The organism is Vibrio sp. SCSIO 43133, from assembly GCF_023716845.1.
Taxonomy (GTDB): Bacteria; Pseudomonadota; Gammaproteobacteria; order Enterobacterales; family Vibrionaceae; genus Vibrio; species Vibrio mediterranei.
Genome location: NZ_CP068024.1, coordinates 1,924,679 through 1,936,216, shown reverse-complemented (window position 1 = coordinate 1,936,216; position 11,538 = coordinate 1,924,679). Strand labels below are relative to the sequence as shown.

At 43.7% G+C, this 11,538-nt stretch carries 11 protein-coding genes; 7 read left to right on the top strand and 4 right to left on the bottom strand.

Features of this window, described 5'->3' with window-relative positions; translation table 11 throughout:
• Genes JKJ11_RS09235 through JKJ11_RS09215 form a run of 5 tightly spaced genes read left to right on the top strand, consistent with a single transcriptional unit; the run spans position 1 to position 3,973 of the window.
• Positions 1–714, top strand: coding sequence for a tetratricopeptide repeat protein (locus tag JKJ11_RS09235; protein WP_031494400.1), 714 nt, complete (start codon positions 1–3; stop codon positions 712–714).
• Positions 715–719: 5 nt separating this feature from the next.
• Positions 720–1,205 carry a TadE family protein gene (locus JKJ11_RS09230; protein WP_006070709.1) on the top strand — a complete coding sequence of 162 codons (486 nt, stop codon included), beginning with the start codon at positions 720–722 and terminating at the stop codon, positions 1,203–1,205.
• The gene (gene tadF / locus JKJ11_RS09225) at positions 1,205–1,729 is read left to right on the top strand and encodes a tight adherence pilus pseudopilin TadF (RefSeq protein ID WP_006070708.1); all 525 of its coding nucleotides are present in this window, start codon (positions 1,205–1,207) and stop codon (positions 1,727–1,729) included. The genes JKJ11_RS09230 and tadF overlap by 1 nt, the downstream gene beginning before the upstream one ends.
• A 1-nt stretch (position 1,730) precedes the next feature.
• Positions 1,731–3,302 carry a TadE/TadG family type IV pilus assembly protein gene (locus JKJ11_RS09220; protein ID WP_124939775.1) on the top strand — a complete coding sequence of 524 codons (1,572 nt, stop codon included), beginning with the start codon at positions 1,731–1,733 and terminating at the stop codon, positions 3,300–3,302.
• 5 nt (positions 3,303–3,307) lie between these two features.
• On the top strand, positions 3,308–3,973 hold the full coding sequence (locus tag JKJ11_RS09215) for an OmpA family protein (RefSeq protein WP_062459588.1): 666 nt from the start codon (positions 3,308–3,310) through the stop codon (positions 3,971–3,973).
• Between the two features lie 34 nt (positions 3,974–4,007).
• Here the strand turns inward: JKJ11_RS09215 and cobA are convergent, their stop codons facing one another.
• The 4 genes from cobA to nirB form a co-directional block, all read right to left on the bottom strand.
• Complete coding sequence (gene cobA / locus JKJ11_RS09210; RefSeq protein WP_006070705.1) at positions 4,008–4,760, bottom strand: uroporphyrinogen-III C-methyltransferase; 753 nt, start codon at positions 4,758–4,760, stop codon at positions 4,008–4,010.
• Positions 4,761–4,886: 126 nt separating this feature from the next.
• Complete coding sequence (locus JKJ11_RS09205; RefSeq protein ID WP_124939773.1) at positions 4,887–5,741, bottom strand: formate/nitrite transporter family protein; 855 nt, start codon at positions 5,739–5,741, stop codon at positions 4,887–4,889.
• Between the two features lie 97 nt (positions 5,742–5,838).
• Complete coding sequence (nirD, locus tag JKJ11_RS09200; RefSeq protein ID WP_006070703.1) at positions 5,839–6,162, bottom strand: nitrite reductase small subunit NirD; 324 nt, start codon at positions 6,160–6,162, stop codon at positions 5,839–5,841.
• 2 nt (positions 6,163–6,164) lie between these two features.
• The gene (gene nirB / locus JKJ11_RS09195) at positions 6,165–8,723 is read right to left on the bottom strand and encodes a nitrite reductase large subunit NirB (protein ID WP_006070702.1); all 2,559 of its coding nucleotides are present in this window, start codon (positions 8,721–8,723) and stop codon (positions 6,165–6,167) included.
• 426 nt (positions 8,724–9,149) lie between these two features.
• On the opposite strand from nirB, the gene JKJ11_RS09190 reads away from it, so the two are divergent.
• Positions 9,150–9,320: a hypothetical protein gene (locus JKJ11_RS09190; RefSeq protein WP_006070701.1), complete on the top strand. Its 171-nt coding sequence runs from the start codon at positions 9,150–9,152 to the stop codon at positions 9,318–9,320.
• On the top strand, positions 9,307–11,517 hold the full coding sequence (locus tag JKJ11_RS09185; protein ID WP_252038038.1) for a hypothetical protein: 2,211 nt from the start codon (positions 9,307–9,309) through the stop codon (positions 11,515–11,517). The genes JKJ11_RS09190 and JKJ11_RS09185 overlap by 14 nt, the downstream gene beginning before the upstream one ends.
• Positions 11,518–11,538 lie beyond the last annotated feature (21 nt).

Here is an 11,538-nt window from a genome sequence, read left to right as displayed (position 1 = left end):
ATGGATATTCGAGGTATCTTGGTTTGTATAGTAACCATTTTTCTATTCGGTTGTGTGTCAAGCTCAACGCCTAGTAATCAAGACATTGTTAACAGCATGGAGCGTGTTGACAATCATGACGGACTTATTCAGCACTATAAGGGGCATTTGCAAAATAAACCTGAAGATAATCAAATTACCCAAGAACTTGCGAAAGTGTATTTTGATAAAGGTGATATTGAGTCGGCACAATTCTATACAGATCATTTATTAAATGACGGAGTGCAGAATTGGCAGCTTGCCCAACTGCGTGGCCAGATCCACGATAAGATGGGTGAGAACAGCTATGCTGAAACTCGTTACAAGCAATCACTGAAGTTGGGTAATACATCGAGTGATATTCACGTACTTTTAGGTATTACTTATAGTAAGCAGGACAAGTTTAATCAAGCCGAGCAAGAATTTAATACAGCAAGACTGAAAGGTCATAATGATCTAATAATAAAAAACAATTTAGCAGTAGTGTATTTAGCAAAAGGTGATTACTTCAGAGTAACTCAGTTACTCACACCGGTATTTAAAGAAAATCCAAGCAATCAAGTGGTGAAAGCAAACTTGGCTATAGCGTTCTTTAAACTGGGAAGAATTGATCAAGCCAGAGAGCTGTTAAACGATGAGTATAGCGACAGCCAAGTGTCGAAGATATCACGACAGCTCTACAAATCTGATGGGTAGTAGTTATGTTTATTCGGATTTCTCGTCAAAAAGGAACTTCAACTGTTGAGTTTGCTGTAGGAGCGGTTGCGCTGATATTAACGACGTTGTTGATTATTGAAGCAAGCTATCAAATATACGTAACCAATTTGGTGGAGTATTCGCTTCGAGAAACAGTAAGAAATGCTAAGGTCTATGAAGGTTCTAGTGTCCATGACAATTATAAAAATAGGCTTGATGAACTGATTACATCTGATGGCAAGCTATGGAGTTATCTAGCGCCACAGGAGAATTTTCAAATTACAGGGAAATATTTCAATTCATATAGGGACTTTGTCGATGATGTAGGCTTTTCGGAAGACGATGATGGTTTTCAAGAGGGCTACGCTTTGGCGGAGATAACCTTGGATTATCAATACACCCCAATACTCAATGTCCTCGGTGCATCTGAAAAAACTATTTCCAGAACAACTGTGTTGACACTAGAGCACGAGGGGTGGGAGGGAGAATAATGAAGTACTCTCATAAAAACCAACGAGGCACGTTCATTATTGAGCTTACTTTAGTTGTTATTGTTTTAATTGGAATTTTCCTTTTTACGACGGATATCAGTCATAAACTTTTAGTAAGAGCTCAGTTAGATAGGGCGAGTTTTGCTCTTGCTAACATCCTTAAAGAGCGCGCTCGTTTCTATAATGATCGCCTGGTTCTTAGTGACGGTGATAGAGATGACATGCATGCCTTAGCATCTAGGATGCTTGATACGGCAGAAGCAGACATAGCGATAAAGATAGAAGCGTTGCATAACACCGCGACGGTGGATAGTTACACCAGTGTCCAATATGGAGCGATGGGCTGTGAAACTACATCGATTGACCAAAAGTCGGACCTTGTTCCCACCGAGGATGAAACGGTTTATTCCTTATATCAAGTATCACTGTGTGAGCAAAGAGACTCTTGGTTCGCGCGGTTTTGGGGAAACACTGGATCGCCTACTTTAACCATCACATCTAGCTCAGTCGTGGCGGGGAGGTAGCATGAGTAGTATATGTAGACAGTGTGCACGGCGACAACGAGGCATTGCAGCCGTTTGGATGGCATTTACACTTATTCCAGTACTTGGAATGACGTTTTTTGCTGTCGAAGGTACGCGATACATCCAAGAAACGAATCGCTTACGAGATGCAGCACAAGCCGCTGCTTCAGCAGTAACAATAGAGGACCAATCTGCTAACGCGAATGAAATGGCAAAAGACTATATCCGAGATTACGTCAGAGACATTAACAGTGAAACAGTAGTAGCTACGCGTTTTTATCAAGCCCCTGACCCAGAAAATGATGTGGATGAGTTTATCCAATATACGGTTGAAGCAACGACTAATCATAATTCTTGGTTTGCTAGCAACCTGATACCAGTGTTTGGAGAAACCCAAGATCTAAAAGGGGTCGCTGTTGCCAAAAAATACCCGTTCAACCTAGGCGATAAGAATATAGATATCGTTTTTGTTTCAGACTTTTCAGGCTCTATGAGTTGGCAATGGGGTGGGAATTCAAGTGACCCGTGTACCGCGACGAACTGCAAGATCGCTGACTTAAAAGTCGCGGTTAAAGAGATTGCTGATAAGTTGCTCTGTAGTGACATACAAACTGATCCAGCAACTAACGAAGACTATTGCGCTGACGATGACCAGCCTGAACTCACAAGTAAGTTGGATAATCGTGTAGCGGTTGTGCCGTTTAATATTAGAACTAGAGAGTCTAATGGTAGCAATGTGTTTACTGTGACTCAATTGCGCTACCGAGACGATGTCGATGAAGACGATTCTCCTCGGACGTATGAAGACGTTAACTGGAACAAATGGCGAGAGTATACATCTGGCGAAGTATACGATTGCTCTCAGGATCGAGATGATTGTCCCAATGGCCGGAATGGTGAAAGGCGACAAGCACAAAGGCTAGTTAGTGTTTTTGATATTGATGAAGATGATAATGACCGGTCGTATCATGTTGAAGTTTATGACTATGTTGACTTTGATTTGAGTGTGGCTGAAATGTTCATCAACAAATTTCCAGATGCGCGTACCGAGTATCGTCTAGACAGTTTAGAGCTTTATAGAGGTTATGGAAGTTCTAACGAGAATCAGTTTTATTCTATTGACCTTACCAGCGATCGAACAGAAATTGATGTCATAGATGATATGTGGGCTGATGGGAGTACTGCCTCATTTCAAGGTATGCTACGCGGTTTTCAACATATGCTTGCCGGTAAACCTGATACTTCGGATGAAGACGAGTTGGCTGAGTACAATGACAAAATCAAAATGGTTTTGGTGCTTAGCGATGGGGTAGAAAGTCCAAACAACGGTATTCTAAAAGGGCTTGTTGATGCAGGTATGTGTGACAAAGCTCGAGAAGAAATACCAGGGTTGTATATTGCGGTGATCGGCATCGACTTTGCGGCGTCGGAGCAAAGTGGATTCCAAGATTGTGTGTTAAATCCGGATGAAGACATCACAGATGTAACGGATACCGAAGAGTTTATAGAAAAAATCGAAGAGCTAATTCAAAAAGGCTCACAAGGAACAGGCGAGACACGTTTATATGGGTGATTAGGATGTCGAAATTACAAGCTATACTAGCAATCGCAGTCGTTAGCAGTTTCAATGCCGTCGCTAATGAAGAAAGTGCTCACATTACAGAGTATTGTGGAGCTAAGCACTATGAGTATTCACATAATATAACCATTGGTGATATCGAAGGTGTGGGAACACATCGACAAGGTTATATGCAGGTAACGGAAACCAGCACGGATGATGAGCTTAAATGGCAGTTACTTAAGATGTCTGCACTCATTACCAATCCCGAGGAATGTTTGACTTACATATCGAATTTGGGCATTGCTAAGTTTGGTGAACCGACTGAAAAGGGATACTTGGTTGCGCGGGTACATTTTGCCTTTGATAAATACAATCTCACGCCTTTGGCTCACAAAACCTTAACTGGAGTCGCCAAGCAGTTAGCGGCTAACAATTTTGAGGTGACTGTAGAAGGGCATACAGACTGGGTAGGTTCTGATGAGTACAACCAAGCATTGGGGATGAGACGTGCAACGGCAACGGCTAATGAACTAGCCAGTAACGGGGTGAGGAAAGAGAATACAACGTTAAAAACATTTGGTGAATCTGAGCCATTAGCTTCGAATAAAACAGCGGATGGGCGATCTCAAAATCGACGTTCTGATGTTTATATACCGTTGGACTCGAAAGTAGATAATCAATAAATAAAGCCCAGCGAGATAGCTGGGCTTTTTTATATCAGAACCATTTCAACTTATCATGCAGTTGCGTAACACTTCCAACCACGATCAATGCAGGACTTTCAGCCTCACTTGCCATTGTAGGCAGCGTGTTAAGTGGCCCTTGGAAAACGCGCTGTTCTTTGCGTGTACCGTTTTCAATCACTGCGCATGGCGTATTTTCGTCAAGACCATGGGTAATTAGTTTATCAGTGATACGGCCGCTTTGCTTCAGACCCATGTAGAACACAAGTGTATTGTTTGATTGAGCCAGTGAACTCCACTCAATTTCTCGGCCGTCCTTTTGAACATGTCCGGTAATAAACTGTACGCTTTGAGCGTGGTCGCGGTGGGTGAGGGGGATGCCAGCATAGGCTGTGGCACCAGCCGCTGCGGTAATTCCTGGAACCACTTCAAAACTAATGCCATTTTCTGCCAGTGTTTCTAGCTCCTCGCCGCCACGACCAAATATGAAGGAGTCGCCGCCTTTGAGGCGCACCACTTTGAGTCCTAACTGTGCTTGTTCAACTAAGATCTGGTTGATTTGATCTTGAGGCACACAGTGGTAATCGAGCTTTTTGCCCACATAAATCATCTCAGCATCTGGTTTGGCAAGTGCAAGAATTTCTTTAGAGACTAAACGGTCAAAAACGACAACATCAGCCGATTGAATTACGCGATATCCTTTCACTGTCAACAAATCAGGGTCTCCCGGCCCTGCACCGACTAGAGAAACGAAGCCAGTGTTTAAAGATGTTTGATGAGTGGTCATAGTTATGCCTATCAATTTCAAATTTTGGATATAAAAAGTAAAACTCAGATAATGGCAAAGTTAATACTGTTTATAGCCAAAGAAGCTATCAACAAGGCCTCGCACATAGTACGAGGCCCAATAAGCTTATTTGCTCAGTGCTGGTTCAGCGTTCACTGACACTTCTGCGTCTGCATCTAGAGATGGTGCAGTTTTAGCGTGAGTTAGGTAAAGCGGGAGACAAGTCATGATAAGACCGCCAACGATGTTACCAAGAATGGTAGGGATTAGGTTGAAGTTCAACCAAGTTGCAATACCAAAATCAGCACCAAGAATCATACCTAGTGGGAATAGGAACATGTTTACCACAGTATGCTCAAATACTAGTGCGAAGAAGATGAAGATAGGGAACCACATCATCGCCACACGACCTGATACAGAACGTGCTGTCATGTTGCCGATAACGCCAAGACATACCATAAGGTTACAGAAGATACCGCGTACGAAACAGGTGATCCATCCGTCCATGCCCATGTTCTCAAAACCAAGGCTACGAGCTGTCGATACCGCTACAAACTTTTTAGCAACCGCATTAAGTTCCAGAGAGAAGTTACCAGTTAGTGAAACTGCTACAAGGTAAGCAACGATAAGAGAACCAATTAGGTTGCCCAAACCTACGAGTCCCCAACAGCGGAAAATACGGTTCCAAGTAATACCCGGACGGTTAGCAAATTTAGCCAGTGGCGCAAGACCGAATACACCCGTTACAAGGTCATAGCCCATCACACTTAGAATAACGAAGCCAACAGGGAAGACGAGTGCGCCTACGATACCGATACCCGTTTGGACGATTGTTGTGATTGCAACAACTACCGCTAAAGACAGGATGATACCGGCCATTGTGCCACGAAGGAGTAGGTCGCGAGTGCTTGTTTTTGTTTTCGCTTCGCCAACGTCGATCATGGTTTGCACAAACTGCGCAGGTTTAAAATCAGCAGACATAGAATTGTACCTATTAAAAGTTAAAGTTAAAAAGTTAAGATTGAATAGTGATAGGGGCTAGAGCTTCCAACCCCTATAGGCTATTCAGTCTCTTGGCTTACGCCGAAACTTCTACTGCACCTTTGGCAATACGAGTTTTGTATGCTTTCACGCTAAAGCGCTCATCTTCCATACAAGTACCTGTTGCTAGGTTAAAGCGTTGTTTCTTAAGAGGGCTTGCTACCCAAAGCTCGCCTTGGTGCTCAACAATTAATCCACGTGATAGCACGTTAGATTGGTAGAACGGGTCCATGTTGCTGATCGCCATCACTTCTTCAGCGGCCGTTGGGCGGAAAATAGCAACCTGTTGGCCATCCACCAATGCACATACGCCAGTGCCAGGGATGATGTCTTGGATATCACATACTTTTTGAAATGCCATGATTACTTCTCCAACTCAACGTGTAGGATGTCACCTTTAGCTTCTGGGTGTTTCTCTGTAAATGTCGCTGGACGGTGTTGCTCACGCTCTTGAACGAAAACAACATTGTCATCGCGAAGATCGCTGTTGATGAAGTGAGAGAAGCGTTTAAGCTGAGACTCATCTTCAATTGTGTTCTTCCATTCGCAGCTGTAATCACCCACTAGACGTTGTACATCGGCTTCTAACTGTTCGTTGATACCAAGTTTGTTATCAACGATCACCTCACGTAGATAGTCGACGCCGCCTTCCATGTTTTCCATCCAAACTGAAGTACGTTGTAGCGGTGCAGCAGTACGGATATAGAACATCATGAAACGGTCGATATATTGAATTAGCGTTGCTTCGTCTAAGTCAGAAGCAAGTAGGTCAGCGTGACGTGGCTTCATACCACCGTTACCACATACATACATGTTCCAGCCAGCATCCGTCGCGATAATACCCAGGTCTTTACCTTGAGCCTCAGCACACTCACGAGTACAGCCAGAAACGCCAAACTTCATCTTATGAGGAGTACGAATACCTTTGTAACGGTTCTCGATGCGTGACCCCAGACCAACAGAATCTTGAACACCATAACGACACCATGTTGAACCCACGCAAGTCTTGGCCATGCGAAGTGCTTTGGCATACGCTTGACCAGTCTCGTAGCCAGCCGCAATCAGTTTTTTCCAGATAGCAGGAAGGTCGTCTTTTTGCGCACCAAATAGACCAATACGTTGAGCACCCGTGACTTTCGTATATAAGCTGTACTCTGCTGCCACTTCAGCAAGCACTTTCAGTGCTTCAGGAGTAACTTCACCACCCGCCATACGAGGAATGACAGAGTAAGTACCGTCTTTTTGAATGTTACCTAGGAAGTTGTCGTTGGTATCGTGCAGTTTCACAAGCTCAGGCTTAAGAATATGCTCGCCCCAGCAAGACGCTAAAATAGAGCCTGCAAGAGGTTTACACACTTCACAGCCGTAACCTTTACCGTGTTTCTCAAGTAGTTCTTCGAACGTCTTGATTTCTTCGATACGAATTAAGTGGAACAGCTCTTGGCGAGAGTAAGCAAAGTGTTCACAAACGTCGTTTTTAACTTCGATGCCTGATTTTGCTAGTTCAGCATTAAGGACCGAGGTAACAAGAGGGATACAACCGCCACAGCCCGTACCTGCGCCCGTCACTGCTTTAATATCGCCAATCGTGTGGTGACCGTCAGCAACAGCTTGTGCAATCTTGCCTTTAGTGACATCAAAACAAGAACAGATAACGGCTGATTCAGGTAGAGAATCTGCACCTAGTGTCGGCTTTTCAGCACCAGCATGCGCAGGTAGAATCAAAGTATCAGGGTGCTCTGGAAGTTCGATTTCATTGAGCTTAAGCTGAAGTAGATCGCCGTAATCAGAAGTATCGCCAACCATTACTGCACCAAGCAACTTCTTGCCATCTTCAGAAACAATCAAACGCTTGTAAACTTCTTGTTCTTCGTTTTGGTATACGAAGCTCTTACAACCAGGAGTACGGCCATTTGCATCGCCAATAGAGCCCACTTTTACGCCAAGTAGCTTTAACTTAGCGCTCATATCTGCGCCTTCAAACTGACTGTCGTTACCTACCAAGTGGTCAACAGCAACTGTCGCCATTTTATAACCAGGAGCAACTAACCCGTAGAAAGTACGGTTCCACGAAGCGCACTCACCAATGGCATAAATATCTTGGTCAGTAGTTTGAGCGAAGTTGTTAATTTCGATACCGCCACGAGGTGCAACACCTAAGCCCATCTGACGAGCAAGTTTGTCTTGTGGGCGGATACCCGCAGAGAACACGATGAAATCTACTTCAAGATCAGTACCGTCAGCAAACACCATAGTGTTGCGGGCTTCATTACCCTCGGCTTTGATTTCAAGTGTATTTTTGCTTGTGTGAACCTGAACGCCCATACGTTCAATCTTGTTGCGAAGTTGCAAACCACCTTGAAGGTCTAACTGTTCCGCCATTAATACTGGAGCGAATTCCACAACGTGTGTCTCGACGCCCAGTGCTTTAAGTGCTCCGGCTGCTTCTAAACCAAGTAGACCGCCACCAACAACAACACCGCGTTTACTCTTTTTCGCCGTTGCTTCAATAGCTTTTAGGTCTTCGATAGTACGATAAACAAAACAGTCTTTGCTCTCGTTACCTTTAATAGGTGGTACAAATGGGTAGGAGCCTGTTGCGAGAATAAGCTTGTCGTACTTAATTTCACGACCAGTACTTGAATAAACGATTTTGTTTTCGCGGTTAACGTTGATTGCGCGTTCACCAATAAGGACATTGATGCCGTGCTTTTCGTAGAAACCTTCTTTAACTAGGGAAAGTTCGTCTGCAGTGTGGTGTGAAAAGTAAGAGGAGAGGTGGACACGGTCATACGCGACGCGTGGTTCTTCGCAGAAAACGGTGACGTCATAGTTAGCCATATCGGTTTTCTCGACTAAGTCCTCGAGATAACGATGACCAACCATGCCGTTTCCTATCACGACAAGCTTCATCTTGCTCATATTAATACCTAAGTGTTAGTTCTTCGAATCTTCGCGCATTGTTAAATGTGAAAGAAAATTAAAACATGATGTAAATCAATTACACTTTTAAACTACTCTAAAGTGGTAGTTGGGGTGATTAACTAATCAACAAGTTAATAGTAGAAGAAGCTATTTATAGGGGAAAAGCATAGCAATCGTTTTGCCGCAAGGGTGAACGCAGATTAGCATAGATGTATTTGTCATACAATAGTGCTGTTTTTACATATATTGTAATTTACCTACATAAACCATGTAAATTGTATGGTTTATAAGCAAATGCCATATGTATATGGGATTTTGTTCTATAAACTTATGTATCCATTATCCTAGGGTATTTATAACCACATTATAAATAAGGTTAGTTGGCGCGAATTACGTTCGTAAGTTGAATTACAAGGAGGAGATATGAAACGACTTCATATCCAAGCAGTAATCGCTACCTTTGTCCTAGGAATACTCTTCGGTTGTAATGGAAGTGGAGGAGACTCCAGCTCAGGTAATCAGACTCAAACCATTCCGACATCTCAGCTTTCGCTGCCTGAACAATTGGAGGTAGTGACCAATGAAAACGACTAAACTAATTCCACTTGTCTTGGCGCTAGCCCCTTTCACTATTCAAGCCGCATACAATGACGCGGGCACAGACTATACGCTCGCAGAGCAGCGGACACATGTCTGGAACGAAGCTTTAGAACCTATTGAACTCGTGAACAGCATTCTGTGCTTTACGGCGCAGTTCAACAGCGTCGAGTTTGCTAACCAAGGGCCTTACTTAGTGTTAGCTGATGAGTCGGTGTGTTTTGATGAAGATAAATCAGGTGATAGCGGGCAATCATCAGGCGCGAGTAATCAAACCCAGTTGATGAAAGCGGTAAGTACTGTTGTTCGAGAGTCTGATTCCGACCCTTTACGCGTTAGTGTATGGCTTCCAGATATGGGACAAAGTGATGAGGGGGAACAAGCGATTAAGTTCAAAGCGGAAATTCGTAATGGCGCTACTGATGCCAATCCATTTGGCGACTTCACCTTTAACTTTGACTTCTTTGATAATTTTGACCAAAACAATCAATCAGGAGGAGGTGAAGTCAAAACGATCTCTGATCTTGATGGACAAATTGGTTTCACATTATATGAGCAGGGAAGCCACGGCGGTAACCAAAGCTACAAACAATGTGCCAGTGTTGTGATGTCTGAAGATAGAACTACAGGCGTTGCGTTAACGGGCATGGAATACTCTGGTCAATATGGTAGTGGAGGACAGACGTTTGCACTAGCATTCAATGAGAATCGTGTATTAGTTCAGAGTACCAATGGCGGTTTTGATGATTTGCCTTACAAGTCAGGAGACTTTGCAACTGGCTCTCAATGTTTGAGTCGGACAGAATTTACATCGCACGTTCATCGATATGATTTATTTGATATATCGACAGGGGCTGCTGTCGAACTCAATAGTGGCTTTCCTATTCGTTATGACTCTACGGGCAATGGCAATAACGATAACTACGGCTTTATAGGTTATTGGGGGCTTTGGACCGAAAGCGGTCATCAGTTCAGTAATGGTGACACCGTAGTGAAGGATAACAACGAACAACAGGAAACTTTGACTATCGTGACAGCGCCGGGCCGTTTAATCAAGAACACAGTGAATACGTTAGCGCTCACTGAATTAGCAGGGATAGACTTTAACTATTGGGATGATGATGTCTATCAAGACAACTCTTTCGATCAGTGGGTCGTGAACTATAGCAATCAACAGTTCATTAAAGTTGGTAAGCTGTCTTGGACGGATAATGGTCCTAGTGTGACTCAGCTAGAAACTCCAATCGTAATATCGCTTAGCGATTACGACAGTCTATATATGTATTCTGAGCAGCTCGGCGGAGAGGTGAAGTATCTTAACGGAGAGGATAGCATAACTTATTATGTCCAAACCTTTATTGATGGGTCACAAAACGGTGATGCTGCACTTCCTAACAACGGCACCATTACACTAACTTGTTACGATAATTGTCCGATCGGTACCATTGATGACCAGCATATCGCCCAGTATTGGGGAGAGAATAGCCCATTTGAAACTGTGCATGGCACTGCTTATCAATTTACGTTCTCGATTGATGGTGTTAACGCACTGACGCTCGTTAGCGTAACCAGTGGCGAAGCGGTTCATTTCGATTCGTCTGTTACCTCATCAAGCCTTGAATCTACACCTCACCATTGGGGATTGAGAACAGGACCAATGGTTCTATCGTCGCAGTCTATTTCTAATCCATGGGAAATTTACGATCCTAATGTTGTGCAAGAATTTTATGTGTGGGAAACAGGGGTCAATGAGTGGAATCGATTGACTACAGTTCGCAATGAATCGGGGGATATCGTGAGCTTCGACCGTCCAATTCAGTTTAGCTATGTTCATACCACTAACAATGATCGAAATGGTGATGCTGGTGACTATGCGAACCAGACCTTTATGCTTAACTACGGAGGGAATGGTGATCTATGGGGCATTCCAAGTATCAAAAATGACGAGGACGACCATTATCGTGCTGCCTTTTCAATCGGCGATGGTGTAGTTATGGGAGGAAGCAGTCAATACGTTATAAAAGCTCGTGAAATTGAAGAGTTGATGAAACCTTTGGCAACGTCTGAGTGCGACGTATTAACCTTGCAAGACCCTGCCGTTGCGGTACCAACTTCTGTCACGGGTAGTGCCGATATCGGTAGTATGCCTGAAGTGACGGGAGAGCCTTCAGTGATTGCAGGTGTAACACAATAAAATAAATGGGCTCCAAATCGG

Bases quoted from the DNA above. Each gene is read 5' to 3' on its own strand.
- JKJ11_RS09185 (WP_252038038.1), top strand. From the start codon at position 9,307: ATGAAAACGACTAAACTAATTCCACTTGTCTTGGCGCTAGCCCCTTTC.
- cobA (WP_006070705.1), bottom strand. From the start codon at position 4,760: ATGACCACTCATCAAACATCTTTAAACACTGGCTTCGTTTCTCTAGTC.
- JKJ11_RS09220 (WP_124939775.1), top strand. From the start codon at position 1,731: ATGAGTAGTATATGTAGACAGTGTGCACGGCGACAACGAGGCATTGCA.
- JKJ11_RS09230 (WP_006070709.1), top strand. From the start codon at position 720: ATGTTTATTCGGATTTCTCGTCAAAAAGGAACTTCAACTGTTGAGTTT.
- tadF (WP_006070708.1), top strand. From the start codon at position 1,205: ATGAAGTACTCTCATAAAAACCAACGAGGCACGTTCATTATTGAGCTT.
- JKJ11_RS09235 (WP_031494400.1), top strand. From the start codon at position 1: ATGGATATTCGAGGTATCTTGGTTTGTATAGTAACCATTTTTCTATTC.
- nirD (WP_006070703.1), bottom strand. From the start codon at position 6,162: ATGGCATTTCAAAAAGTATGTGATATCCAAGACATCATCCCTGGCACT.
- JKJ11_RS09215 (WP_062459588.1), top strand. From the start codon at position 3,308: ATGTCGAAATTACAAGCTATACTAGCAATCGCAGTCGTTAGCAGTTTC.
- JKJ11_RS09205 (WP_124939773.1), bottom strand. From the start codon at position 5,741: ATGTCTGCTGATTTTAAACCTGCGCAGTTTGTGCAAACCATGATCGAC.
- JKJ11_RS09190 (WP_006070701.1), top strand. From the start codon at position 9,150: ATGAAACGACTTCATATCCAAGCAGTAATCGCTACCTTTGTCCTAGGA.
- nirB (WP_006070702.1), bottom strand. From the start codon at position 8,723: ATGAGCAAGATGAAGCTTGTCGTGATAGGAAACGGCATGGTTGGTCAT.